Raw genomic sequence first — 25,826 nt, 5'->3', positions numbered from 1 at the left:
ACCGCACCTGACTCAGCGTGGGCATCGAATTCGTCGTCCTCACAGCTGCGCGCCCATCGCCTCGAGGCCATCACGAAACTGCTGGTCGGACACCTCGTAGTTCGCGGCGCCGCCTTTGGCGATGTTGGAAATCCGTTTACACCGCATGGCCATTCGCTGCCAGGCGTCTTCGACATTCGCACCCGCCGCCGAGCACACTTCGCTCAATGCCGAACCGGGCAGCACATTACCGAGCGCGTCCGTGGTGGTACGCACCGTCAAGCCGCCGATATTGCCGCCGATTTGATCCATCGACGCGGCCAACGCGCGCAGCTCTGCTGGATCGACGTTCATGACGCCCCCCTTCATACCGGATCCCCGCCGGCGTAACGCTATACCGGAGCAATCCCGCCCCGCGCGGCTAAATCTATCATTCACCGCCCGCGAAACGTCAAGCCCGGCAAACCTTTCGGTTACCCCTCGGCATCCGGGTCAGGGGGGAGGACGCCGGTCACCAGGAAGATGACCCGCCGGCCGATTTCGACGGCGTGGTCGGCGAAGCGCTCGTAGTAGCGGCCGAGCAGTGTGACGTCGACGGCGGCGGCTACGCCGTACTTCCACTCCCGGTCCATGAGGAGCGTGAAGAGGTGACGATGCAGGTCGTCCATCGCTTCGTCGTCCTCGTTGAGCTGCGCCGCGCGCTCGGGGTCGCGGGTCTCCAGCACCTCTCGCGCACCGGCGCCCATGTTCACCGCGATGCGGCCCATCTCGGCGAAGTAGCCGTTGACGGCTTCCGGTAGCGCGTGGTTCGGATGACGCCTGCGTGCGACCTTGGCTACGTGCAGTGCGAGCGCGCCCATCCGATTCACATCGGCGACGATCTGGATCGTGCTCACCACTTGCCGCAGGTCGCCTGCCACCGGCGCCTGCAACGCGAGCAAGGCGAAGGCCTTCTCCTCGGCGTCTTGGATCAGCTCCGCGATCCGGTCGGATTCACTGATCACCTGCTCCGCCAGGGCGAGGTCCGCCTGGAGCAGGGCCTGGGTCGCCCGCTCCATGGCCGAGCCGGCAACGCCGGCCATCTCACCCAGCAGGTGGGCGAGCTCGGCCATTTGCTCGTTGTAGATGACACGCATGGAACCTGACCCTAGTTCGCCACGCTGACCAAGTCACGAACAGGGAGTGAATGACCGGTGTGCATCATTAGCGCGCGGGTTGCCGTTGACGGGTCAACAACCGAATGCCGCCGCCCTCGCGGCCTCAAACGACGACATCACGACATTTTGTGATCTGCATCGCATTCGTCCTGTAATGTGCGCCGGGGCTATCGCAGATCTTCTCAGCGGCGGCGTCGATGTGCTCCGGATTGGAGGGCGGGGTGCCCCCACCCTCCGAGAACTCCGATGGTGACCGAGTGCTCGCGCAGTCACCATCGGAGTTCGGCCAGAATTAGCTGTAAATGTGGAACCCCCAGGCGTCGCCGTCGCCGAACGCGCTGCCGTTGCGCTTGAACTCGCATCCGCTTACGCGGCTTCCCATGTCTACAAACTGCTGTCGGGCGTGCTCACATTCCTGTGCCGTGCTGTACTGCCACCACCCGTCTGCCTGGGCAGGACCTGCGAACAATGCCAAGGCGGCCGCCGCTGCGGATGCTCCGAAGATTAGTTTGCGTACCACTGAAACCCCCTCCATGTTGATGGTCACGTTCTCTACAGTAGCAACCACTGAACCAGAGCCGAAGCGAATATTGTTGCGGTAGAACGTGACTCGACACACCCACCCTGCGGGTGACGCTGTGGTGCACTGGGTCGCCTACTTGCAGATGTCCTCGGCCGCGTTGACGTGTTCCAGGTCCGAGGGCAGTACGGTCGGCGTCGAATCCTTCGGGGTGCTCGTCACCACGTTGGTGATCTCGTCACCGACCGGAGTCGGCGCCTTCACGATGACACCGTTCGCCGAGTCGCCTCCGATGACGACCTCGACGATGCCGCCGAGATCGTCGGCGGCCTCGATGGTCGCGCCGGGAATGGAGCTGGCCACGGTGGCTGCCTCGGCTTCCAGGCCCGCGGCGTACCGGACCTTCGTCGTCGCCGAAGTGCCGTTGGCGTAATTTCCGGTGTTGTAGATCGTGAAGCCCTGGTTGCCGAGCTTGGTGGCGGCCGTGCGCGCCAGCCCTTCGACTCCGGAGCCGTTGGACACCAGCAGCGAGACGGTGGAGGGATCCACCGCCCGGTGCTTGGTCGGTGTCGCCGCGGCCTGGGTGGGGACGGGCGCGTTCGCCTGGACGGTCGGCTTCTCGCCCGGCAGCGGCTGGTCGTCGCGGATCGCCTTGAAGATCGCCTTGATGTCGGATTCCCGGGGGATCTCGTTGCCGTAGGTGGTGGTGCCCGCGGTCGGGACTGTGATGAAGGTGACCGCGCCGGCATCGATTTTTTGCAGTGAACGTCCCAGCATCAGTAGATCGGCTGTTTCGACCTTGTTGACCCAGGTGTGCTCACGAAGCGCAGTGATGAAGCCGTTCAGTTTCCCCGGATTGAACAGCACCTTGCTGGATAGCGTGCCGCGCAGCAGCGAAGCGAGGAAGCGTTGCTGCCGGTTGATGCGGTCGTAATCGCTGCGCTCCTCGCCGTAGACATGCCTGGCACGCACGTACTTCAGCGCGGTTTGGCCGTCGATGCGCTGTTTGCCCGGGTGCTCGAGGATGGTGCCGAGCACGTCGTCGACGAGCGGCTTGGACGCGCAGACCTCGACGCCATCAATTTGGTTGACCATCGACTCGAAACCGGCGAAGTCGATGCCGATGAAGTGATTGATCGAAGCGCCGGTGAGGCGCTGAATCGTGGAGACGAGGCACATCGGGCCGCCGAGGTTGTAGACGGCGTTGAGCTTGTCGCCCATGGCCGACGGGAACTTCTCGTCGGAGTATGCGTTTTTTTCGTTGTCCCACCCATTGCACTGGGGTCTGGTCACGTCCAGGTCACGCGGGAAGGACACTACGACGACCCGACTCCGGTCCTTCGGGATGTGGACCAGCATGGTGGTGTCCGCGCGGGCGCCTTCGGCGTCGTCCAAAGTGCCCGCGCCGAGCTGACCGTTGGCCCCTGCGCGGGTGTCGGTGCCGACGAGCAGGTAGTTCTCGTCGCCGAGCTGTGCGTTGGAATCGACGATGTCCTCTGAGTTCTCGTCGAGGGCGTTGACTTGGGTGAAGCCGTCTGTCGTCGACCGCAGGTAGCTCCAGCCGCCGCCGGTGACCAGCAATGCGAGGACGGCGCACACGGCTCCCCCCGCCCGTCCCGTGGCCCGCAGACGCTTGTTGCGGCGCTCCCGGGAGGCCTGCAGGCGGGTCTGCGCGGAGGTGCCGACCGTCTTCGGCTTGGCGTCCTTGCCCTCCTTGGTGGGCCAGCCCACGCCTTTGCGCTTGGCGCGCGTCTGCTCTTCGAGCGGGGGAAGGACGTCGGTGACCTCTTCGGCCTGCTCCGGTTCCGGACGCGCGACCGGCGCTACAGGAGCGGAGCGCTCGGCCGGGCGGCGGTTCGCGGGCCGGGCGGCCGGTGTGGCGCCCGTGATGTCCTGGACCACCGGCGAGCTGCCGGTCTGGCGCGGCGGCGCATCGGGGGCGCGCCGGGGACCGGCTGCGGCACCTCGGCCGTTGGCGGCGGGGGGCCGGTTCGCGGCCGGATCGGCCGGGTGCCGGGGAGCTTCCTGCGGCGGCTCGGCGCGGGCGCCCCGTTGCGGCGGGGGGCCCTGCGGCGGTACCGGCTCGGGACGGCGCGTCCGGTTCTGCGGGGCACCTACACCGGGTGGGGCGGGCTCGGCCCGGCGTCCTCGGCCGGGCGCGGCGGCCGGGTCGGGCGGGGTGGGTTCCGCGCGGCGTCCTCGGCTGGGTGCGGCGCCCGGGTCCGGCGGTGCGGGCTCGGCGCGACGGCCTCGGCGGCCACTGCGTTCGTTGTCGACCCGCTGGACCAGATCCTGGACCGTCAGGGGGGCGGAACTCTGGTCCGGAGTGGCGTCGGTATGGCGCGAACGACGAGACGTGCGTGCGGCGTCTCCTTCGGAGCTGTCCGCCGCGGGATACCGCTCCCACGGGGCGCGACCTCCGGGCCGTGGCGAACGCCCGTGCCGATCGTCACCCACCAACGAACCTCGCTTTTCGTCCCGCTTTTCCGCTCAGGTCACACTCGACCGGCGGCACCGATTCCGCAATGATAACGATTCCGCCACGGGGGGCCACCCCACCGAGAAATCGAACAGGTCACAGCTGTCTCGGCGACGTCGTTCGCTGAGCGGTTGCCCGATCAGCCGCCACTGTGCATCACATCGGCCGCGCGTGGCACCGCGGGATCGTCCGGGTCGTCGAGCCAGCCGTGCGGCAGCGCGACCTTGCCCGGCGAGCCCTGACGCCCGCGCGGACCCTCCGCGTCCTTCGGGAAGGGCGCGGTCGGATCGAGCTGCCCGACAAGATCTTCCAGCCGAGCGAGGCTGTCCACGGTGGCGAATGCGCGACGCAGGTCGGCGCCGACCGGGAAGCCCATCAAATACCAGGCCATGTGCTTGCGCAGGTCACGCATGGCCTTGTCCTCTCCGAGGTGCTCGGACAGCAGCGCGCCGTGCCGGTACAGCACGGCGCCGACCCGGCCCAGATCGGGCGCGGCGGGCAGCGGCTCCCCGCGCAGCGCCGCCTGCAGTTCGGCGAACAGCCACGGCCTGCCCAGGCAGCCACGGCCGACGACCACGCCGTCACACCCGGTCTCGTCCATCATGCGAACCGCGTCATCCGCCGAGAAGATGTCGCCGTTGCCGAGGACCGGGATGGAGGTGACGGCCTCTTTGAGCCGGGCGATCGCGGTCCAGTCGGCCTCACCGGAGTAGCGCTGCGCAGCCGTGCGGGCGTGCAACGCGACCGCCCGCGCGCCTTCGGCTTCCGCGATGCGTCCCGCGTCCAGATAGGTGCGGTGGTCGTCATCGATGCCGATGCGAAACTTCAGGGTGATCGGGACCCCCGCCGGTTCCGCCGCCCTCACCATGGCGCGCACGATGTGCCGGAACAGCGTCCGCTTGTACGGCAGGGCGGCGCCGCCGCCGAGCCGGGTGACCTTGGGCACGGGGCACCCGAGGTTGAGGTCGATGTGGTCGGCCCAGCCCTCGCCGACGATGATGCGCACCGCTTCGCCGAGCGTGTCCGGATCCACGCCGTAGAGCTGCATCGAGCGGGGATGCTCGTCGGCATCGAAGGACATCATGTGCAGCGTCTTCTCGTTGCGCTCGACCACTGCTCGCGCGGTGATCATCTCGCACACGTAGATCGAGGTAGGGCTGCCGAATTCCCGGCACAGCTTGCGGAACGCCAGATTCGTGATGCCCGCCATCGGCGCGAGCACGACCGGCGGATCGACCGGATACGGCCCGATCCGCAGCTTCGTCATCGCCTCGGTAGTCATCGTCACGCCGACCAGTGTCTCATTTCCGCACGTAAGTCGGCCGGAGCGGGTCGCAGCGCGGCGCGGCACCGCGCCGTTCATACAACTGCCGCCGCCCCGGACTCCGGGGCGGCGGCGTGCTGTAGCCGGGCGCTCAGCCTACGGAGCTGCCCGCCATCTGACGGTCGCGCTTGGCGGCCTCGCGGGCCAGCATCCGGTCCCGCTGTTCCTCGAACTTGATGACGTCCTTGCTCAGCTTGTCCAGGAAAAGGCCGAGGCGCTCACGGACCGCCTCGCCGCGGGCGGTGAAGTCGCTGCGCTCGAAGATGTTCCACTTCTTCAGCACCGGCTGGACGACGTCCTCCAGGTGCTGGCGCAGATCGTAGATGCCGTGCTTGGCCATCAGCACGCCGTTGCGGCGGAAGTTGGGCATGCCGGCGCCCGGCATCTGGAAGTTCTCCAGGATCAGGGTGATCGCCTCGAGGGCCTGGTCGGGGGCCAGGTCGAGGGCGGCGCCGCACATGTTGCGGTAGAAGATCATGTGCAAGTTCTCGTCGGCGGCGACACGCTGCAACATGCGGTCGGCGATCGGGTCGTCACAGACCTTGCCGGTGTTGCGGTGGCTGACCCGGGTGGCGAGTTCCTGGAAGGTGACGTACGCGACGGAGTGCAGGAAGCCCGCGTCGGCTTCGGCAGGGGAGGCGAAGCCGTTGGTCATGTGGACCATCCTGGCTTCCTCGAGGGCGACCGGATCGACGCCGCGGGTCACTACCAGGTAGTCCCGCATCACGATGCCGTGGCGGTTCTCCTCGGCGGTCCAGCGGCCCACCCAGGTGCCCCACGCGCCATCCTGAGAGAAATTCTCGGCGATCTCCCGGTGATAGGAGGGCAGGTTGTCCTCGGTGAGCAGGTTGGTGACCATGGCCGCCTTCGCGACCTCGTTGAGCCGGGACTGCTCCGGATCCCAGTCCACCCCACCGAGTGCCGCGAAATTGCGGCCGTCGTCCCACGGGACGTAGTCGTGCGGATGCCATTCCTTTGCCATGGAGAGGTGCCGGTTGACGTTTTCTTCGGCAACCGGCTCCAACTCCGTCAGAAGCTCGAGTTGAGTCAGATCCCTTGCCATGTATGAACCCTTCAGTGTGTGCTTCCGGTCGTGCAGGTCATCCCAAGGTAGACCGATACCGTTGCGGCCATACCTTACGGCACCGTAGGTGTGATGCGAAACGCATCCGTTAGACGATCGATGCCCTGGTGATCCACCACATACGACGTCTTCGCCGTTCAGTGATCCACACGAGTGTATGGGTTCTTCCTGTGAACGAGAGGACTATCGACGCGGGGTTCGCGTCGTTAGCGGGAGGTGGGGAATCGCACAATCCGCCACCGCGCCGACAATGAATCGAGTACCCAACGCTCGCGCGTGTCGAACACGGCGCGCCGAACCAAACTGCCTGCGCCCGGGTGAGCCGGTCTCCTGGAAGGCAACGGGTCAGGAGCCCGCGTCGCATGGTCCGGTGACCGCCTCGATCGGGCACGAGTGAGTCGCGGTGGCCGAAACCGGCGTGCGTCGCCTCAGTGCCACCCATCCCTGTCTCATGGACGCGGACGCCTGTCCTGTCCGGTCCCGCCACGATCAGGTCGGCGTACTTCGGGGCACGGTCTGTGGTGGAAAGCGCGTTCTCGGACGGACCCTTACTTCTGTAGACGCAGCGCCTCGGGCGGCACATATGGACTTCGGAAATCCGCCGTACCAGACCGGCTTCCCGGCGTCGCCGGGTCATCCACCGCGATCGACCACGTGGCCGCACAGGGCGGCGGGCTCGCCGAGATGCGAGTAGTGATTTGCGTGATCGGCACCGGCCCCCGGAATTGACTATGTCCTTTGTCACAATCCGACCGGTCGCACTGGGCGTCTCGTGGTCCACGTCGTGGGCAGGCCTCTGACTCCGTCTCGTCGTATCCGCTCTCCAGCCGAGGCGTCCGCAATCCCGCGCATGGCGGTCCACTATCTCCGCCGCATAGGGACAGTAAGGAATAGAGCCGTCGAACGGCTTGCCGGCTGAGGCGCCGAGTTCGGCTCCGATGACCGGGAAGCATTGTGTGCGACTTCGGAGAGCGGAGCCTCGACGCGGCGTGCCCTGGCCGGATAACCAGTGCTTCACCGCATAGAACTCCGCGAAACAGGTCGGGCGCCCGGAGTGCCCGGGCGCCCGACCGCTGTGCCCCCAGTAGGGCTCGAACCTACGACCTGCGGATTAAAAGTCCGTAGCTCTACCAACTGAGCTATAGGGGCGCGGAGGAACAGTGTAGTGGGATCGGGGGCGGATGCCCCAATCGGGGGAGTTCGTGTCGGCGGGCGGGTTGGATGGGTGGGGTCCGTGCGGCGGGCGGGTGCGTCGCGGGGCGGCGTGGCGGTGGGTAACACGACGTGCGCGGAGGGCGATGCAGGCGGTAAACACTTGGCACCCAGCTTTGTTCATCTTAGCTGGATCTGGATATCATTCAATCGTGTTGGCTGGCAATGTCTTTGGATTTGCAGGGGGTGAACGGCTCTGTCCGGGCGAGGCTCGTGGGGCGGGTTGGCGGGCGAAACGTGGGCGGCGGCCGGTTGTCCGGCTTGCCGGTCGGCTCGCGTGAACAATCCTGGGCCGCTGGCGAATTCGCGCACCCACCGTAGGGGCCGTTTGGGTTGCCGAATATTTGCCGTAACAGAAAGCGGAATCGGATGGCCACCTGACTCCTCGGTTTGCCGCGTGTCGGATCGGGATTCCGGGTACGGTGACGCCTTGGTGAATTCCGAAAGAATCGTCGACTCGATCGGCGCCCCGGAATTCGGATTGTCGTTTCCGTGTCCGAAGGCGCCGCGGCCGGTCCGGCCGGCCACGGCTCGACGGAACTCTATGCCGCAGGAGGAGGCACGTTCAGGACGAAGAAATGCCCGGATGCGCACCCCCTGCGGCGCACCCGGGCAGGCAAACTATACCAGCTGGTGTGTTACAGGTTTTCCGCGAGTTTTCGTACCGAAGGTTTGAAATCGGACGAAAAACCGGGTTCGACGTATTGATAAAACTCATTAATTCGCGCCGAGGGTCCGTTCCTTCGGGGGTGGCTGATTGGCGGCGAGTAGGCTTCGGAGGCGTTTCGAGCATGGCACGGCAGCAAGAGCGGGCGCGCCGGACACGGGCGGCGATTATCAGGTCCGCCGCCGTTGAGTTCGGGAAGAGCGGCTATGCCGCTGCATCGCTCAACCGCATATTGGAAGGGTCGCGTGCCACCAAGGGCGCCATGTACTTCCATTTCGATTCGAAAGAAGATCTGGCACGCGCGGTGCTGGAGACCGCGGTGGAACGCTACCGCGCCTCCGCCGAGCGCTGGCTGGCCCGAACGGATCTCAGCCCGCTGGACATCCTGCACGGGGTGGTCGACGAGATCGCGCTGCGGCTCGAGCACGACATCATCGTGCAGGCCGAGTACCGGCTGATCATCGAGCCGGACTTCTACCGTGACGTGCAGGCCGGTGGCGGTCGCATCCTGGGCCGCACCACCAGGGTGCTCACCGTCCGTGCCATCGACCACGGGCAGCTGCGCGCCGACGCCGACCCCGACCGGTTCACCCGCACGCTCGCCGCCGCGCTGGCCGGTCAGCGGTACATGGTGGACCTGCTCGGCGGGCAGGTCGATCTGCGGGCACGGTTCGAGGAGGCGCTCGAGGTCGTGATGGAGGCGATGGCCACCCCGGAATGGCTGGAGAAGTTCCGCAGCGACGGCTGGCGCACCCATGCCCGCTTGGAGGAGCTCGGTTTGAGCCTCTGACCAGCCGGTTTGGGAATCGAGTCCGGTCTGTCATAAGCTATCCCAGCTCCCAACGGACAGCCGTTGAAAGCCGGTCCGGAGAAATCCGGGACGAGCCCCCTTCGTCTAGCGGCCTAGGACGCCGCCCTTTCAAGGCGGTAGCGCGGGTTCGAATCCCGTAGGGGGTACGATCTTCGGATCGTTGGTAGCAGAGCATGGCCCTGTGGCGCAGTTGGTTAGCGCGCCGCCCTGTCACGGCGGAGGTCGCGGGTTCGAGTCCCGTCAGGGTCGCAAGTAAGCGCCGGAGATATCCGGCGTTTCGCGTATGGCATTCACTTCGGGTGCCTGCGGCCAGGTAGCTCAGTTGGTACGAGCGTCCGCCTGAAAAGCGGAAGGTCGCCGGTTCGATCCCGGCCCTGGCCACTCCACTCGTAGGCGAGCCCTGTTCACGGAATGCGTGAACGGGGCTCGTTTCGTCATTTCTTGTGGGGGTGCAACCCCCACGCCCCGCCCGGCGGGCTTCGCCCCCGGACCCCATTCGTTGTCGTTGCGTGCGGGGTTGTCGTTCGGTTTGGTTCTCCGCTTGCCGAGTGGTGTCGTCTGGGGACTCGGTGAGGTTGTTCTGCGTGGTCTCCGGTCGTCGTCAGTTCGGCGCGTTGATGCCCGCTTGGTGAGGGAGATGCCGATTTGATTCCATTCGACGGCATCCGTCCGTCGACGTGGCGGGCGGGCTTGATCGTCGGCTCGCCGGGGCGTCGGCGGTGCGCGTGGTGTGGTGAATCACACGGTGCCGCATCCTGGTTCGGGATCGGGTGGTCACCCGGCCGCCGCGGGTAGGCTGGCGCGGCCATGTCGACCCTTCTCCTCGCCCTCGCGGGGTTCGCCTTCCTCGACTCGCTCGACCTGTTGCTGATCGGCGTCACCACGGCTGTGGTCTACGACAGCAGGTTGAGCCGTCGCTCGCCGCTGGTGGGCGGTCTGAGCTTGCTGGCGGGCGTCTTCGCCGTCACCACCGCCTTCGGGATCTGCACCATCCTGGGCATCGGCTTTCTGACCGATCTGATCGACTTCGAGATCACGCCGGCAATTCGATACCGGGGTGAACTCGCCGCCGGGGTGTTGTTGATCGTTCTCGCGAGCATTCGAATGACGGGAACGGCCGCCCCGCCGCGAGCGCCGGCATTGCGCCGCCGACCGTGGATACTCGCCGGCCTCGGCGTGGCGATCGGTATCGCACAGGCTCCGACAGCGGTGCCTTATCTCGCCGGACTCGCGATGATCTCCGCGCGGCACCCGCTGCCCGCGTTGTGGCCACTGATGGTCGTCGCGTATTGCGCGCTCGCATTGCTGCCGCCGCTGGTGATACTCGGCCTCGCGCTGCGGCGGACGACCGGAGCGCGGCGGATGTATCGAAAAGTTGTTCGCATAATCACCACATACGGCCCGATTTCGGTGCGCATACTGTTCGCGATCTTCGGCGTGGTCCTCCTGTGCGACGCGCTCATCCATTACCGACACCTCTGGTGGTGAATTGCGGTCGCCGAGTCCGGCAACGGATGGCGTAAATGCGGTTGAGGCGTGGTGTTCGGTGGGATGCTGGAGGTATGGCTGAGCGCTGGTATTACTGCTTGAAGCACAAACGAGCCGAGCAAGGTCGGCAGTGCTGGTTCCGCGACCGGATGGGGCCGTATCCGGACCAGGCGACCGCGGAACGTGCGCTCGAGATCGCGCAGGCGCGCAACACGCGCGAAGATGCCCGGGACCGGGCCTGGCGGGACGGCGACTGAGGCGGCGCGGGGGAATGGCTGGCGGAAAGACTTCCCCCGCACGGTGAAGTTGATCTTGAGCCGCAGGTCGGAGGCTCGGGCGGTGTGGCACCGGGTGCGGCCGCTCAGTTCGCGATCAGGTGTATCGAGTACGGTTCTCCAGAACTCGACGAATGCTCGGAGGTCCTGGCGTGGGCTGCGAGCGGAAACCAGGATCAGCAGGGAGGGCGACCCTTGAGGGTTACCGTTGTTGTGCCGACCTACAACGAGCGGGAGAATTTGCCGGTTGCGGTGGAGCGGCTGACCGCGCTGCCGGTGCCCGACCTGCACGTACTCGTGGTGGACGACAGCTCGCCGGACGGCACCGGTGAGGTGGCCGACAAGCTGGCCGCCGAACTGCCGAACGTGGTGGGTGTGCTGCACCGGACCGAGAAGGACGGGCTCGGGCGTGCGTACGTGGCGGGTATCACGCGCGCGCTGGACGAAGGCGCGGACGTGGTGATCCAGATGGACGCCGACCTGTCGCATCCCGCGGAAGTGATCCCGGCCATGCTGGAGAAGCTGACCACCACCGACGCGGGCGTGGTGCTCGGTTCCCGCTACGTCCCGGGCGGCTCGACCGCCTCGGAATGGAAGTGGTACCGCAAGGCGCTGTCGGCCTGGGCCAACTTCTACGTGAACCTGATCCTGCGGCTGGGCGTCAAGGACGCCACCGCGGGCTTCAAGGCGTGGAAAGCCGACACCTTGCGCGCCATCGACGTGGGCTCGATCCGCAGCAACGGATACTCCTTCCAGGTCGAGATGAACTACCGCACCATCAAGAAGGGTGTCGCGATCGCCGAGGTGCCGATCCGGTTCGAGGAACGGACACTCGGCGCGTCCAAGATGAGCCTCAAAGTGCAGCTCGAGTCGGCGCTCATGCCGTGGAAGCTGCTGTTCGGCCGCGCGGTCTGAGCACATGCCGGCGGGCCCCGCTTCCCGATGGAGCGGGCCCGTTGTGGTTGCGGTCAGCGGCTGACGAGCCGGTTGCCGATCGCCTCCGACTCGTCACGAGCACCAGGTGCATCGCCGACAGGGCGACCGGTACCGACAACGTCCGAGTGCGCGGCGACAATCGCGCCGCCGCCGACCACCCATGGCAGTACAGCGGCCGAACAGGGAAGAGCTGCGCGGCGTGCTCTCAGCTGATCAGCGGGGCCAATTCAGGAGTGTGTCGACGAACAACCGGCGTACCTCCGCCACTTTGTCGTCCAGATCGCCTGGATCCCACGCGCTGACGTCGATCGGATCGAGGATCGCCACATCGACCGTTCCGGGGCGGGCGACCATCGCGTTGCGCCGGCAGATCTCACCCGCGTTCCGGATGACGACCGGGATCACCGGCACCCCCGCCTGCATCGCGATGTGGAACGCGCCTTTCTTGAACGGCCCGACCTCGGGGGTGTAGGAACGAGTTCCTTCCGGAGCCACCGCGACCGACAAGCCGCCGCGCAGGGTCTCCACCACCGGGCGCAACGCCGCCCTGGCCAGCGCGCTGTTCGTGCGATCGATGAACGTCACGCCGACGAAGCGCATGAGCGGTCCGAAGACCGGATTCTTGGTCAGCTCCTTCTTGCCGATCGCCGTCACGCCGCCGCCGAGCACTTCGGGGACGATGATGATGTCGAACTGGCTCTGATGGTTGAACAGGAAGACCGCGGGCCGCGGCGATCTCGCGTTCTCGGCGCCGGTGACCCGCACCCGCACTCCCGCGATGCGCAGCGTGTTGCGCGCCGCGTGCGCCATCAACGCGTCGGCCATCTGTTGCCGGTCCTTGGTGGGCGCTTTCGACGCGACGCCGAACAGCGCGCCGCCGAGCAGCCCGGCGAACCCCGCGGCGGTACGCGCGTAGTCGCTCGGACGCGGCCTGGGACGCGGCCGGAAGACCAGCTCGCTCCAGCGCTGCCGGTCGGCGATGGCGTTCAGCGCGTCGTCGGGGTTCACCGCCACGGGACGCCCCACCAGCGACAGCATGGGCAGGTCGGCGATCGCGCCGGCATAGGCGTAGCTGCGGCTCAGATCCACCTCGTGCGTGGCGGCGAACTCGGCGACCGCCTCGGCCTTGCGGTTGCCCCACAGCGCCTTTCCGTCGGGATGCCCGGTAAGCACGCCCTCGTCGGTGGCCATGGGCGTGTAGAGCACGTGCTCGATGCCCAGTTGCGCGGCGGCGGGGGCGACTTGGAACCGGGTCAGCGAGCTGACCAGGACGATGGTGTGCCCGGCCGCTCGGTGCGTCCGGATCAGCTGCCACGCCTCGGGGTAGAGGTACTCGTAGACGGTGTGCTGGAACAGACGCCTGCCCAGTTCGTCGAGTTCCTCTTGGGAACGCCCGGCCAGCGCCTCGGACAGCTCCCGGAGGAACCGGCTGTATTCGCCGTCGGTCATGTGCTTACGGATGCCGCCGAGCAGCACGTCGGCGGGCTTGCGGCGCAGCCGGTGCCGCGGTCCGGGGCCGTCGACGACAGTGTCACCGAAATCGAAGACCGCGGCGATCGCGCGGCCCTGCGGTCCGGAGCGTATGGCGGCGAGCGCGGTGTCGAGATCAGCGCGCGCGTCGGTCATCGAACCTCCTGGATACCGCCATGCTTTCGCGTCGATCGGTCACCGTGCCTCCCGGTTGGACGGGTCGAGCGCGGCGGCCTGCGCGATGCGGGTCCCGATATCGCGCAAACGTTCGGCGAATTCGATTCTGCGCCGCAGCAATTCCGCGCGGCTCTGTTCCGGGTCGTCGTCGGCCACCGTCTCCAGCAGGCCGTAGTTGTCGGCGAGCTTCAGGGCGCTGGTGAACAACTCGGTGGAGACCGACTCCGGGCTGTGCAGTCGTTGCTGCAACTTCATCTGCTTGCCGACCGCCACGCATTCGGTGATGAACTCCTTGCGGTCGATCTCGTCGCTCGCGTCCCGGGCGGCGAGCCGTTCGGCCACCACCAGCTGCGCGTCGACGAAGGAGCGCAGCACGCGGTGGGCCATGGTGAAGCCGGAGGCGGTGAGCTTCGCCAGGATGTCCGAGCCGAAGGTGTCGCGCCGGGTGTGGCTGTACCAGTCCGGATCCACCAGGAGCATCTCCGCGACCATCTGATCGGCGAACTCGCCGCGCTCGGGGAAGAAGAACTCGAATTTCAGCAGATCGCGCAGGCGGAAAGCCTCGTCCCAGCCGGTGTCGAGGGCATCGGCCTCGTCGTCGTCGACCGCGGCCAGGATGGACAGCTCGAGGATGGCGCGGTTGACGAACCAGTGCACGGCGCTGTTGCGGTAGAAGGCGGCTTCGAGATGCGCACCCGGCTCGATCGAGTACACCGGCTCGATCCCGCCGCGATACACCGTCACCACCTTGGCAATCGAAAGCTGTTCCAGCACCACGGCCAGGCCCTGTTCGTCGCGCAGCGCGTCGAGTTCGCCGCGGGGCAGCTCGCGCTTGTCGATGTAGCCGAGCACCGGGTTGAGCACCGTGCGCACCTCGCCGAGGGTGAGGGCGCGCCCGTCCACTCCCAGCAGCGCCAGGGTGACCAGCGCGTTGACCGTGATCGGCGTGACCGCGTTGATGCCGACCGCGACTTCGAAAGCCAGCCGTTGCACGGCCTTCCGTTCCAGCTCGGCGACTTCCGGCGGATCGCTGTCGACGACGCCCGCTTCGGGGCGCGGCGGCGGAATCGGCTCGGTGTGGTGCAGCGGGATGGTCAGCGGCGGGGTCGTGAGCGGATCGCCGTACGCGGAAAGCCGATCGCGGGCCGACAGCGGCTCGCCGAAGCGGACGTAGACGTGCCCGGCGGAGTGTTGTTGACTGCGGATGTAGCGCGCCAGCCAGGTCAGCCCCTCGGGTTTCTTCTTGCCGCCTTCCTGCTCGGTGGCGATGGCGCCGAGTTCGTTGAGCCGCTCGTAGGTGATCGAGACGGGCACCAGCATGACGTCGTCGATGCGGTTCGAACGAACCGCCGCGGCAAGGTAGTTCAGCAAGCCGTAGCGCGGTGGCCGCAGCTTGCCGGTGCGGGTGCGGCCGCCTTCGAAGTACCACTCCAGGTTGAAGCGCTTGGCCAGCAGGTAGGCGAAGTACTCCTCCACGACGGCCTTGTAGACCTCGTCGTCGCCAAAACTGCGCCGGATGAACACCGTCCCGGTGCGCCGGGCGATCGGGCCCATCGGCCAGAAGCCCAGATTCGCGCCGCCGATCACGTGGTTCGGCGGGAAGTCGTTGCGGGCCAGTACGTCTCCCAGCACGAACGCGTCGACGTACGAGCGGTGCGAGGGCAGGAACACCAGCGGATAGCGGCGGTTGAGATCGCGCAACCCAGTGAGGCCGGACTCGTCGGGGTCCACCTTCCAGGTCGAGGCGTGCACCGGCCGCATGGCCTGGGTGAACAGGTCGGAGACCAGCCTGCTCTGGGCGGCGACCAGTTCGTTGAGCCCCTTCTCCGCGCGGCGGTACACCTCGTGCGGGCTCGCCCCGATCTGGTCGGCGATCAGCTCCAGCCTGCGCAGGAAGTCGGGGGAGTCGAGAATCTCCTCCGCGACCAGCTTGGGCACCTTGTACCGGTCGCCGATGATGGTGCGTTCGGCGCGTTCGAGCGCCACCACCGCCGCGCGCACGACGGCGCGGGCGAACGGCTCGGCGCTGCCCTTGTCGAACAGCGTCGAAGCCTCCGGGTTGTTCACACGCAGCTCGCTGAGCCGGGCGGGCGCGCCGGTCAGCACGACGTGCCGGTCCGGCGACTTGGCCAGCAGCCTGCGCTGCGCCAGCCGGTTGGGCTTGCGCGGGTTGGTCAGCAGGGCGAGATCGGCGAAGGTGACGCGGCGAACGCCGTCGCGTTCCGGGGGCAGCCACAGCACGCGGATCGGCACCACCAGCGGATCGTCGCGTCTGCCGACCAGCCGGGCGGCGATGGCGCCCGCGTCCAGGTCCAGCTGCGTGACCGGTGCGTCGGTGCCGAACTCCGCGCTGATCCCGCCGTCGGCAAGCCACTTGCCGACGAGTTCTCGTTCCACCCCCGAGGCGGCGTCGATCAGGGCCACCACCGATTGCGGTGCGGTCCCGGGCCGGACTGTCGCGGGTGAATCGCCGCGGTGATCGATCATCGATGTTCTTCCCTCCGCAGGTGACGCTCTCCACTATTCAATCCCGGCGGGTGCGTTCCCCGCAGGCAGTCGGCGCGTCGAGTTCGGTTCGGCGGGCACGGATGGCGTGATCGTCGAACGGGATGCGGGGCGAGCACGGCGAAAGTACTTGCGGTACGGGGACCTCCGCCTCCCGAGGGTCGTCGCCGTCCGGGCTGTGGCCGCGAGCACACCCGCATGGTGAAGGAGGTAATGCTAACCTTACCTGCATAAGTTAGGCCAGGGTTACCTTTGGAGGATCGTTGTCGACCACGGAACGCCTGCGGGTTGAGTATGTGACCGATCCGGCGGCAGCGATGTCCCGGCTGGCGGGGGCGGATCGGTTCGGCGAGTACGTGATGTACGAGCGTCCGGGGGAGTGGGTGTTCGCCGCCGATCCGATCGGCAGTGTCGAGCTGGACGTGCGGGAGCTGCGCGTCACCTGGGAGGGGCAGACCACGGCCGGCCGGTGGGAAGGCAATCCGGCGGGCGTGATCGACCGCGCGCTCGGCGCGCTTCCCCTCGACGGGCGCAACGCCTACGGATGGATCGGATTCGAGTTCTGCGCGTGGGCGCTCGACGCCACCGAGCACTTGGACCCGCGCACCGCGATCGCGCACCTGATGATTCCTCGAATCGAGGTGCGGGTGGGCGAATCCGGCGTGCGGATATCGGGTGCGACGCCGACGGAGACCGGCGACATCCACGACCTGATCGCGCAGTCGCAGAACACCGAACTGCCGCGGGCGCAGCCTGCCGACATCCGCATCGATCCGACCGGCTACCGGGACCGGGTGGCCGAGGCGGTCGGCGAGATCCGGGCCGGGCGGTATCAGAAGGTCATCCTGTCCAGGAAGGTCGATCTGCCGTTCACCGTGGACGTTCCGGCCACCTATCGCCTCGGGCGCGCGTACAACACGCCCGCGCGCTCGTTCCTGCTGCGGCTCGGCGGCCTGGAAGCGGCGGGCTTCAGCCCCGAACTGGTCGCGTCGGTGGACGACGACCGGGTGGTGACCACCGAACCGCTGGCGGGTACCCGGGCCTTCGGGCGTGGTTCCGCGGCCGATCTCGCCGCCAGGGCCGACCTGGTGACCGACCCGAAAGAGATCGTCGAGCACGCGATCTCGGTGCAGACCTCGTTCGCGGAGATCGCGGCCGTCGCGGACCCCGGCACGCCCGCGGTATCGGATTTCATGGCCGTGCGTGAGCGGGGCAGTGTGCAGCATCTGGCGTCCACGGTGCGTGGACGGCTGGCGGCCGACCGGTCCAGCTGGGACGCGCTGGAGGTGCTGTTCCCGTCGGTGACCGCCTCTGGGATTCCCAAGCGCGCGGGCGTCGACTCGGTGTTCCGGCTCGATCACGACCCGCGCGGGCTGTATTCCGGTGCGGTGGTGACCGTTTCGCCGACCGGCGCGATGGAGGCGACCCTCGTGTTGCGCGCGGTGTACCAGAACGCCGAGGGAGCTTGGCTGCGCGCGGGCGCGGGCATCGTCGGCCAGTCGCGGCCGGAGCGCGAGTTCGAGGAGACCTGCGAGAAGCTGGGCAGCATCGCGCCCTACGTCGTCAAGGCGTAGGGAAGGCGAACGGGCAGCACCGATGATGCGCTGCCGGTCGGTCTTCCGGCAGTGCTACAGCTCGGCGCGCAAGGCCTTCTTGTCGATCTTGCCCACCGCGGTGATCGGCAATTCGTCGCTGCGGCGCAGCACGTCCGGCAGCTTGTAGGTGGCCAGCCCGCGCGCGGTCAGGAAGGTCTTGATCTCGGCCAGCGTGGGCATCTCGCCGTCGACGACCAAGACGGCGCAGACTTTTTCGCCCAGCGCCGCGTCCGGCAGCCCGACGGCGGCGGCGTGCCGGACGGCGGGATGGGCGAGCAGGTGCTCCTCGAGTTCGTCGCAGGAGACGTTCTCGCCGCCGCGGTTGATCACGTCCTTGATCCGGCCGGACACCACGAGATGCCCGCTGGGCAGGCGGCGGACCAGGTCTCCGCTGCGATAGAAGCCGTCCGGGGTGAACGCGCGCGCGTTGTGCTCGGGTGCGCGGTAGTAGCCGCGGATCGTGTACGGACCCCTGGTCAGCAGTTCGCCCTCGGCGCCGGGCGCCACGTCGTTGCCGTCGCCGTCCACCACGCGGATCTCGTCGGCTGGGGAGAGCGGACGGCCCTGGCTGGTGTGCACCAGTTCGGCGGGATCGTCGAGCCGGGTGTAATTGAGCAGGCCCTCGGCCATGCCGAACACTTGCTGCAAGGTCGCGCCCAGCGCCGGGGTAACTTCCTTGGCGTTGACCTCGGCCAGTCGCGCGCCGCCCACTTGGAGCAGGCGCAGCGAAGTCAGGTCGGCCTCTTCCCATTCGGTGGCCGCGCACCAGAGCTGGGCCAGCGGCGGCACGACGGCGGTGACCGTGACCCGGTGCCGCTCGATCGCGGCGAACGCGTTCTCCGGGCTCGGGTCGCTGACGAAGGCGACTGCGCCACCGACCCCGACGGTGCCGAGGATCCCGGGGCAGGCCAGGGGGAAGTTGTGTGCGGCGGGCAGGGTAGCGAGGTACACGTCCCGCTCGCTGAGTTCGCACAGTTCGGCGCTGGCGGTGGCGTTGTAGAGATAGTCGTCGTGCGTGCGCGCGATCAGCTTCGGCAGGCCGGTGGTGCCGCCGGAGACCAGCATCAAGGCGATGTCACCCGGATCGATCTCGGGCAGTTCGCCGTCGGCACGCGGTATCGAGGCGAGGTCGGTGAACGGCCCGGGATCGCCGAGTACCAGGACGTGGCGCAGCGACGGCACCGCGTCTCGCACGGTCGCCGCCAGGTCCCGGTAATCGAAATCGCCCGCCCGGTCGGCGATGATGTAGCCGACCGCGTCGGAAGTCCGTGCCAGGTGCTCGATTTCGGCCCGTCGATGGGCGGGCAGGCTCAACACGGGAATGATCCCGGCGCGCAGCAGGCCGAACAGGACGGTCAGGAACTCGGGCACGTTCGGCAGCTGGACCACCACGCGGTCGCCGGGGGCGATGCCGAGCGCGAGCAGTCCGTGGGCCATCCGGTCCGCGGCGGCGTCGATGTCGGCGTAGCTGCGTGAGCCCTGCGCGTCGAGCAGCGCGGGACGCAGTGGATGCCGGAGCGCGGTCGCCCGCAAGAGGTCCCCGAGCGGGCGTCCGGCCCAGTAGCCCGCGGCTCGGTACTCCTCGGCCTCGGCCGCCGGGAAAGGTACGTAGCCGTCGCGATGCGCGGACTCGGTCGGTATGGAAGTCACGGTCTGCCTCACAAGAATCAAGCCAGGGTTCCCTGATGTAGGTTAGGCAACCCTACTTGAGATGGCGACGCTCCGACCGGCCCGGGCGTGTTCGACTCTGCCGCCCGGTGCCGCCGCGCACTAGACTTTCCGGCATGAGCAGGTGGGACACCTCGAACATCCCCGACCAGAGCGGTCGGAAGTTCATCGTGACAGGGGCCAACAGTGGCCTGGGAGCCGAGGCGGTGCGCGCGCTGGCCGCTGCGGGCGGCGAGGTGGTGCTCGCCTGCCGGAATGTGACCAAAGGGGAGCGCGTGGCCGCCGAGCTGGGTGACCGGGCGCAGGTACGCGAGCTGGATCTGGCCGATCTCGCGTCGGTCCGGGCGTTCGCTGAGGGCGTCGACGGGGCCGATGTCCTGATCAACAACGCGGGCGTGATGGCCGTGCCCGAAGGTCGCACCGCCGACGGATTCGAAAAGCAGGTCGGCACAAATCATCTCGGTCACTTCGCGCTCACCGGGCTACTGCTGGGCAAGATCTCGGACCGGATCGTCACCGTCTCCAGCGGTGCGCATCAGGTCGGCAAGATCGACCTGGACGATCTCAACTGGGAGCGGCGCAAGTATCAGCGGTGGGCCGCCTACGGGCAGGCGAAGCTCGCCAACCTGATGTTCGCTCGCGAGTTGCAGCGCAGATTGACCGCGGCGGGCTCGTCGAAGGTCTCGGTCGCCGCGCATCCCGGCTACGCGTCCACCGAGTTGCAGTCGCACACCGAGTCGTTCATGGACCGGGTGATGTCGCTGGGCAACCAGGTATTCGCGCAGAGCGCCGCGATGGGCGCGCTGCCGACGTTGTACGCCGCGACCACCGACGTCGAGCCCGGCGGCTACTACGGCCCGGTCGGATTCGGCGGGATGCGTGGATATCCGGGGCCTTCCGGATCGTCGAAAGCGTCCAAGGACGAGAAGGTCGCGGCCGACTTGTGGCAGCTGTCGGAGAAGCTGACCGGAGTCACCTACGCCTTCACCCGATAAGCGCCACCCAGCCTGCCGGGTGATGTGATCCAGGTCTCACCGTACGTTGTCACACTCCGCCGCGCCGCGCCGTCCTCTTGATGTACCCGCAAGGAACGACAAAGGACGGACATCATGGAACAGCGCTTCGAACTCTTCTCCAACCCGGTCGGCGGCAGCTTCATCAAGCGACTCACCATGGCCTCCAAGGTGATCAACGACTCGACCCTCGATGCCGCGACCTATGAATTGGTGAAGATTCGGGCCAGCCAGATCAACGGCTGCGGCTACTGCACCGACATGCACACCAAGGACGCCGCGCACGCGGGCGAGACCTCGGTGCGGCTCAATCTGATCGCCGCGTGGCACGAGGCCACCGTCTTCACCGACGCCGAGCGGGCCGCACTGGCGCTCACCGAGGAGGCCACCCGGATCGGCGACGGTCGCGCGGTCAGCGACGAGGTGTGGCAGGAAGTGCGCAAGCACTACGACGACGACCAGATCGCCGCACTCATCGCCGCCATCGCGATGATCAACGCCTGGAACCGGATGAACGTCATCGCGCGCACTCCGGCGGGGAGTTACGTACCGGGCCAGTGGGGGTGACTCCGCGCCGACCACCGACACCGTGGCATATCTAACAACCTCGTTCACCGATCGGTTGTCGGATGGTACTGTCCCGGACGTGCAGCACGTGTATTTCTGGTTTAGCAAGCCGGCCCCGGGTGGGCTGGTCTGCGGCAACCACATGCGCTGACGAACTTCCACCCCGAGCCGGACGATGGACCGGCTCGACGGGATTCTCGTCCGTGGGTCGGCCCCGAGAAAAGGAACCCACGACATGACAACCGCAGCCGACGTCGACGCACGGCATTCCGATCTGGATGATCAACGCACCCTGAACGTCAGCCCGCTGCGTTCGCCCGCGGAGGTGCGTCGCGTGCATCCGATCACCGATGCCCTCGCCGACACCGTTCGTGCTGGACGCAAAGCCACCGTCGACGTGCTGAACGGTGCGGATGATCGCTTGATGGTGATCGTCGGCCCGTGTTCCGTGCACGACCCCGCCGCCGCGCTCGACTACGCGCGCCGTCTCGCGGCGAAGGCCGCCGAACTCGGCGACCGGCTGCATGTGGTGATGCGGGTCTACTTCGAGAAGCCGCGCACCAGCCTGGGCTGGAAGGGCCTGATCAACGACCCGCATCTGGACGGCTCGTTCGATGTCAACACCGGACTCGGCTTCGGCCGCAAGCTGCTGGTCGACATCACCGCCCTCGGCCTTCCGGTGGCCTGTGAGTTCCTCGACCCGATCACCCCGCAGTACATCGCGGACCTGGTGTCCTACGGCGCGATCGGTGCGCGCACCGCGGCCAGCCAGGTGCACCGCCAGCTCAGCAGTGCGTTGTCGATGCCGGTCGGGATCAAGAACGGCACCGACGGCGACGTCCAGGTGGCGGTGGACGGTGTGCGCGCCGCGGCAGCCAGTCACGTCTTCCCCGGCACCGACCTCGACGGTCGTTCCGCGCTCATCCGCACCACCGGCAACCCGGACTGCCACGTGATCCTGCGCGGCGGCAGCAACGGACCGAACTACGACGCGGCTTCGGTCGCCGAGGCGTGCCTGCGGCTGGAGAAGGCGTCGTTGCCGGAGCGGATCGTGGTGGACGCCAGCCACGGCAACAGCAACAAGGACCACAACAAGCAGGTCGACGTGGTCACCGACATCGCGCGGCGGCTGGCGGCGGGCGAGACCGCGGTCGTCGGCGTCATGCTGGAGAGCTTCCTGGTCGCGGGACGCCAAGACCTCACCCTCGGCCACGCCGACGAGCTCGCCTACGGGCAGTCGATCACCGACGCCTGCCTGGACTGGGAAACCACCGCGAGCCAGCTGGACCGCCTGGCCGAGGCGGTGCGGCAGCGCCGCGAGAGCTGATTCGGCCCGAGCCGACGGGCCGCGCGCACGGCATGACCGGCGTGGACAGCCGAGGTTGCGCGCGGCGGTCGCTCACGCGGGGCCGGGTGCTTGCGCGATCGGCGTCGCGCCACGGGTGAACTCGGCGGGCCAGTCGCCCGCCGGACCGGGCGGGTCGGTGCGCAGCCGGGCGGCGAGCCAGTGGTCGCGGCGTCGTCCGCGTTGGATGCTGCCCAGCCGGCACATTCCCTCGTACCGGAATCCGGCGCGCCGGGCGACCGCGGCCGAAGCGTAGTTGCCCACGTACGCGCGCCAGGCGATCCGTTCCAGGGCCAAGCCGTCGGCGCGGAACCCGAACTGGCACACCAGCTCCACCGCCTGCGTCATCAGGCCGCGCGACCGCTGCGCCGGAGCGAGCCAGAAACCGATCTCCGCCGCGCTCTCGTCGACCGCGCCGAGACCGATCGTGCCGATCACCGGTCCGTCGGCACGCAGCCGCACCGCCCAGATCGGGCTGCGCGCCGCCCAACCGGGGACGACCATCTTCTCGATGAAGGTGACGGCGCTGTCCCGGACGTACGGCACCGGGATGGTCACCCACTCCGCGATGGCCGGATCTTGGCAGCACTCGGTGATCGTGTCGATATCGTCCGTCGTCGGGGGCGACAGCCAGATCGTCCCGTTCGACAGCGCATGGTGGTCCATCGCGTCATGCTGTCACGAAAGGTTCGGCGGATCACCCGGTTTACCTCGCCGCCGATGCCGTGCGGGAACGTTTCGAACCGGACCGTAGACTTCTTCCTCGATGGTTGCCGCGCTGCTTTCCGACCTGTTCGAGTCACATCGGGCGCATCTGCTCTCGGTCGCCTATCGACTGACGGGCAGCGTCGGCGATGCCGAGGACGCGGTCCAGGAGAGCTGGTTGCGCTTGGCGGGCGCGCACCAGTCCGAGATCGACGACCTGCGGGCTTGGCTGACCACCGTGGTGAGCCGTATCTGCCTGGACCGGCTGCGTAGCGCGGCGGCGCGGCGGGAGAGCTACGTGGGCCAGTGGCTGCCGGAACCGGTGGTCACCGCGCGCACGCCGTCGAGCGCGCCCGACCCGCTGGAAGCCGTGGTGCGCAAGCAGGAGTGCCGGTTCGCCGCGCTGATCGTGCTGGACACCCTGACGCCGCCGCAGCGCGTGGCCTTCGTGCTGCACGACGGGTTGTCGGTGCCGTTCGACGAGATCGCCGACATCCTCGGCATCTCAGCCGACGCCGCGCGGCAACTGGCGGTCCGTGCCCGCAAGGCGGTGACGCAGACGCCGCAGCCGGTGCCCGATGCCGAGCACGAGGCCGCTGTGCAGCGCTTTCTCCTCGCGCTGAGTTCCGGTGACGTGACCGCCGTGGCGGCGGCGCTGCATCCGGACGCGGTGATGATCGGCGATGCCAACGGCACCACCGCCACCGCGATCAACGTCCTGCGCGGCGCGGATCGCATCGCCCGTTTCTACCTGGGTCTGGTGCGCAAGTACGGGCTGGAGGACGCGTCGCCGGTCTATGAGTTCGTGTCGGTGAACGGGCAGTTGGGGCTGCGGGTCGCGGCTCGTCCGGCGTCCGAGGGCCGGGCCGGTTACCCCGCGCGGGTGGTCGGCTTCACGGTGCGTGACGGCGTGGTCTGGGGGGCCTACGATCTGGCGAATCCGGCCAAGTTGGGCGGCGTTCGGCTGGGTTGAGCCCGGCGCGATGGCCCCGGCCTGCCCGGCGGCCTCCGGCGTTCGAGATGGCGTCGAGATAGGGGGCTAGTCTCCGGTTATGCCCTCGCGACACCAGACCGTTGCCCGCCTGCGCCCCTTCGCGTCGACCATCTTCGCCGAGATGACCGAGCTCGCCGTCCGGCACGACGCGGTCAACCTGGGTCAGGGCTTCCCCGACAGCGACGGGCCCGCGAGCATGCTGGAAGTGGCGCGCCGTGCCATCGCCGACGGGCTCAACCAGTACCCGCCCGGGCGCGGCATGCCGGTGCTGCGCCGAGCCGTGGCCGACGACCGGGCCCGGCGCTACGGGACCGGCTACGACCCCGAGTCTCAAGTGTTGGTGACCGTGGGCGCGACGGAGGCGATCAGCGCCGCGGTGCTCGGCTTGGTGGAGCCGGGCGAAGAGGTAGTGCTGATCGAGCCGTACTACGACTCGTACGCGGCGGCCGTGGCGCTGGCCGGTGCCCGGCGGCGCACGGCGCGCTTGGTGGCCGACGGGGACCGGTTCGTGCTCGACCTGGACAGCCTGCGTGCCGCGATCACCCCCGCGACCCGGATGCTGATCGTCAACTCGCCGCACAATCCGACCGGCACCGTGCTCGGGCGCCCGGACTTGCAGGCGATCGCCGAAATCGCCTGCGAGCATGACATTCTGGTGTTGACCGACGAGGTCTACGAGCACCTGACCTACGACGGCGCCGAGCACATCAGCCTCGCGACTCTGCCGGGCATGGCCGAACGGACGATCGTGGTGTCCAGCGCGGCGAAGACCTTCAGCGTCACCGGGTGGAAGACCGGGTGGGCGTGCGGGCCCGCCGAGCTGATCGTCGGGGTGCTCGCGGCCAAACAGTTCCTGACCTTCGTAGCGGGCGGGCCGTTCCAGCCCGCGGTCGCGCATGCGATCGACCACGAGCTGGGCTGGGTGCGTGAGCTGCGGGAGGCGTTGTCCGAGAAGCGTCTTCGTCTGTCCGCCGCGCTCGCCGACATGGGGATGCGGGTGTACACGAGCGCGGGCGGCTACTTCGTCGTCGCCGATATCACCCCGCTGGGCATCGCCGATGGTGTGGCGTTCTGCCGTGAACTGCCGAAGCGTCAAGGGGTGGCGGCGGTACCGGTCAGCGTGTTCGCCGACGACACCGCCGCCTGGAACCACCTGGTGCGCTTCACCTTCTGCAAGCGCGACGAGACGCTGGACGAGGGGGTGCGGCGATTGCGTCGCGGATGATTCGCCGAACCCTGCCGTGAACTGTCAGGTTTCGCAGGCATCGTTCATGCCATGGCAACTCAGTACTACACGGCAACCAGCCTCGACGGGTACCTCGCCGATCCGGAAAACTCGCTCACCTGGCTTTTCGAGGTGGACGGAGCGGACGAGGCGCAGGCGGGCATCGCGGGCTTCCTCGCACAGGTCGGCGCGATGTGCATGGGGGCGACCACCTACGAGTGGATGGTGGCCAACGAGCCGCCGGAGAGCTGGCATGAGTACTACGGCGACCTTCCGTGCTGGGTCTTCACCCACCGCGATCTCCCCGCGATACCCGGCGCGAATCTCCGGTTCGTCTCGGAGGCGATCGAGGCGGTCCACCGGGAGATGACCGAGGCGGCCGGTGATCGCAATATCTGGATCGTCGGTGGCGGCGACCTCGCCGGACAATTCGCCGACGCCGGACTGCTCGACGAGATCATGGTGAGTGTGGCTCCGGTGACGTTGGGCGCGGGCGCACCGCTGCTGCCGCGGCGCCTGCTGTCCTCCCGGATGCGGCTCACCGGCGTCGAACGAGCCGGTCAATTCGCGGAACTGCACTATCGCTTGACGGACCCGGCCGACCAACGCCGAGTCGAGCGCTAGCCTCCG

At 67.9% G+C, this 25,826-nt stretch carries 21 protein-coding genes and 4 tRNA genes; 14 read left to right on the top strand and 11 right to left on the bottom strand.

The window, feature by feature from the left end; all coding sequences use genetic code 11:
• Nucleotides 1–39 precede the first annotated feature (39 nt).
• The 7 genes from ABZ420_RS09755 to ABZ420_RS09725 form a co-directional block, all read right to left on the bottom strand.
• Entirely contained in the window at nt 40–333 is a 294-nt protein-coding gene (locus ABZ420_RS09755) for a type VII secretion target (protein WP_357119571.1), read from the bottom strand.
• A gap of 119 nt (nt 334–452) precedes the next feature.
• A complete protein-coding gene (gene phoU / locus ABZ420_RS09750) occupies nt 453–1,115 on the bottom strand; it encodes a phosphate signaling complex protein PhoU (protein WP_040864752.1) in 663 nt (220 codons plus the stop codon).
• Between the two features lie 313 nt (nt 1,116–1,428).
• Nucleotides 1,429–1,683, bottom strand: coding sequence for a hypothetical protein (locus ABZ420_RS09745; protein WP_357119568.1), 255 nt, complete (start codon nt 1,681–1,683; stop codon nt 1,429–1,431).
• A gap of 108 nt (nt 1,684–1,791) precedes the next feature.
• Complete coding sequence (locus ABZ420_RS09740; protein WP_357119565.1) at nt 1,792–4,113, bottom strand: LCP family protein; 2,322 nt, start codon at nt 4,111–4,113, stop codon at nt 1,792–1,794.
• 161 nt (nt 4,114–4,274) lie between these two features.
• Entirely contained in the window at nt 4,275–5,402 is a 1,128-nt protein-coding gene (gene dusB, locus ABZ420_RS09735; RefSeq protein ID WP_357038998.1) for a tRNA dihydrouridine synthase DusB, read from the bottom strand.
• Between the two features lie 148 nt (nt 5,403–5,550).
• Entirely contained in the window at nt 5,551–6,522 is a 972-nt protein-coding gene (locus ABZ420_RS09730; RefSeq protein WP_357119562.1) for an acyl-ACP desaturase, read from the bottom strand.
• 1,097 nt (nt 6,523–7,619) lie between these two features.
• Nucleotides 7,620–7,692 (bottom strand) — tRNA-Lys (locus ABZ420_RS09725).
• An 854-nt stretch (nt 7,693–8,546) separates the two neighbouring features.
• Between ABZ420_RS09725 and ABZ420_RS09720 the strand changes: the two genes are divergently transcribed.
• From ABZ420_RS09720 to ABZ420_RS09690, 7 genes are all read left to right on the top strand, one after another.
• A complete protein-coding gene (locus ABZ420_RS09720) occupies nt 8,547–9,212 on the top strand; it encodes a TetR family transcriptional regulator (protein ID WP_357119559.1) in 666 nt (221 codons plus the stop codon).
• Between the two features lie 94 nt (nt 9,213–9,306).
• Nucleotides 9,307–9,379: transfer RNA gene (locus ABZ420_RS09715), tRNA-Glu, on the top strand.
• 29 nt (nt 9,380–9,408) lie between these two features.
• Nucleotides 9,409–9,482 (top strand) — tRNA-Asp (locus ABZ420_RS09710).
• Between the two features lie 58 nt (nt 9,483–9,540).
• Nucleotides 9,541–9,614, top strand: a tRNA-Phe gene (locus ABZ420_RS09705).
• Between the two features lie 426 nt (nt 9,615–10,040).
• Nucleotides 10,041–10,721, top strand: a complete 681-nt coding sequence (locus tag ABZ420_RS09700; RefSeq protein ID WP_357119556.1) for a GAP family protein — start codon at nt 10,041–10,043, stop codon at nt 10,719–10,721.
• 74 nt (nt 10,722–10,795) lie between these two features.
• Nucleotides 10,796–10,978 (top strand): hypothetical protein, encoded by a 183-nt coding sequence (locus ABZ420_RS09695; protein WP_040864775.1) that lies wholly within the window; start codon nt 10,796–10,798, stop codon nt 10,976–10,978.
• A 213-nt stretch (nt 10,979–11,191) separates the two neighbouring features.
• Nucleotides 11,192–11,911: a polyprenol monophosphomannose synthase gene (locus ABZ420_RS09690; protein ID WP_357038667.1), complete on the top strand. Its 720-nt coding sequence runs from the start codon at nt 11,192–11,194 to the stop codon at nt 11,909–11,911.
• Nucleotides 11,912–12,145: 234 nt separating this feature from the next.
• On the opposite strand, the gene ABZ420_RS09685 is transcribed toward ABZ420_RS09690, so the two are convergent.
• Entirely contained in the window at nt 12,146–13,558 is a 1,413-nt protein-coding gene (locus ABZ420_RS09685; RefSeq protein ID WP_357119553.1) for an HAD-IB family hydrolase, read from the bottom strand.
• A gap of 39 nt (nt 13,559–13,597) precedes the next feature.
• Nucleotides 13,598–16,066 (bottom strand): glycerol-3-phosphate 1-O-acyltransferase, encoded by a 2,469-nt coding sequence (locus ABZ420_RS09680; protein WP_357119550.1) that lies wholly within the window; start codon nt 16,064–16,066, stop codon nt 13,598–13,600.
• 281 nt (nt 16,067–16,347) lie between these two features.
• Between ABZ420_RS09680 and nbtS the strand changes: the two genes are divergently transcribed.
• Nucleotides 16,348–17,658, top strand: coding sequence for a nocobactin biosynthesis salicylate synthase NbtS (nbtS, locus tag ABZ420_RS09675; protein ID WP_357119547.1), 1,311 nt, complete (start codon nt 16,348–16,350; stop codon nt 17,656–17,658).
• A 54-nt stretch (nt 17,659–17,712) separates the two neighbouring features.
• Here the strand turns inward: nbtS and ABZ420_RS09670 are convergent, their stop codons facing one another.
• Nucleotides 17,713–19,329, bottom strand: coding sequence for an AMP-binding protein (locus ABZ420_RS09670; RefSeq protein ID WP_357119544.1), 1,617 nt, complete (start codon nt 19,327–19,329; stop codon nt 17,713–17,715).
• Nucleotides 19,330–19,463: 134 nt separating this feature from the next.
• On the opposite strand from ABZ420_RS09670, the gene ABZ420_RS09665 reads away from it, so the two are divergent.
• From ABZ420_RS09665 to ABZ420_RS09655, 3 genes are all read left to right on the top strand, one after another.
• Nucleotides 19,464–20,342, top strand: coding sequence for an oxidoreductase (locus tag ABZ420_RS09665; RefSeq protein WP_357119542.1), 879 nt, complete (start codon nt 19,464–19,466; stop codon nt 20,340–20,342).
• A 114-nt stretch (nt 20,343–20,456) separates the two neighbouring features.
• Nucleotides 20,457–20,927, top strand: a complete 471-nt coding sequence (locus ABZ420_RS09660) for a carboxymuconolactone decarboxylase family protein (protein WP_062968555.1) — start codon at nt 20,457–20,459, stop codon at nt 20,925–20,927.
• Between the two features lie 235 nt (nt 20,928–21,162).
• Nucleotides 21,163–22,254: a 3-deoxy-7-phosphoheptulonate synthase gene (locus tag ABZ420_RS09655; protein ID WP_062968553.1), complete on the top strand. Its 1,092-nt coding sequence runs from the start codon at nt 21,163–21,165 to the stop codon at nt 22,252–22,254.
• A gap of 72 nt (nt 22,255–22,326) precedes the next feature.
• On the opposite strand, the gene ABZ420_RS09650 is transcribed toward ABZ420_RS09655, so the two are convergent.
• Nucleotides 22,327–22,938, bottom strand: coding sequence for a GNAT family N-acetyltransferase (locus ABZ420_RS09650; protein ID WP_357119538.1), 612 nt, complete (start codon nt 22,936–22,938; stop codon nt 22,327–22,329).
• A 100-nt stretch (nt 22,939–23,038) separates the two neighbouring features.
• On the opposite strand from ABZ420_RS09650, the gene ABZ420_RS09645 reads away from it, so the two are divergent.
• The 3 genes from ABZ420_RS09645 (at nt 23,039) to ABZ420_RS09635 (ending at nt 25,820) form a co-directional block, all read left to right on the top strand.
• The gene (locus tag ABZ420_RS09645) at nt 23,039–23,950 is read left to right on the top strand and encodes a sigma-70 family RNA polymerase sigma factor (RefSeq protein ID WP_357119536.1); all 912 of its coding nucleotides are present in this window, start codon (nt 23,039–23,041) and stop codon (nt 23,948–23,950) included.
• Nucleotides 23,951–24,029: 79 nt separating this feature from the next.
• On the top strand, nt 24,030–25,196 hold the full coding sequence (locus tag ABZ420_RS09640; protein WP_357119533.1) for a pyridoxal phosphate-dependent aminotransferase: 1,167 nt from the start codon (nt 24,030–24,032) through the stop codon (nt 25,194–25,196).
• Nucleotides 25,197–25,247: 51 nt separating this feature from the next.
• Nucleotides 25,248–25,820, top strand: a complete 573-nt coding sequence (locus ABZ420_RS09635) for a dihydrofolate reductase family protein (RefSeq protein WP_357119530.1) — start codon at nt 25,248–25,250, stop codon at nt 25,818–25,820.
• Nucleotides 25,821–25,826: the final 6 nt, after the last annotated feature.

Origin of the sequence: Nocardia sp. NPDC005745 (genome assembly GCF_040630775.1) — a bacterium.
In the GTDB taxonomy this organism is placed as follows: Bacteria; Actinomycetota; Actinomycetes; order Mycobacteriales; family Mycobacteriaceae; genus Nocardia.
This window is presented reverse-complemented; position numbering and strand designations above follow the sequence as displayed.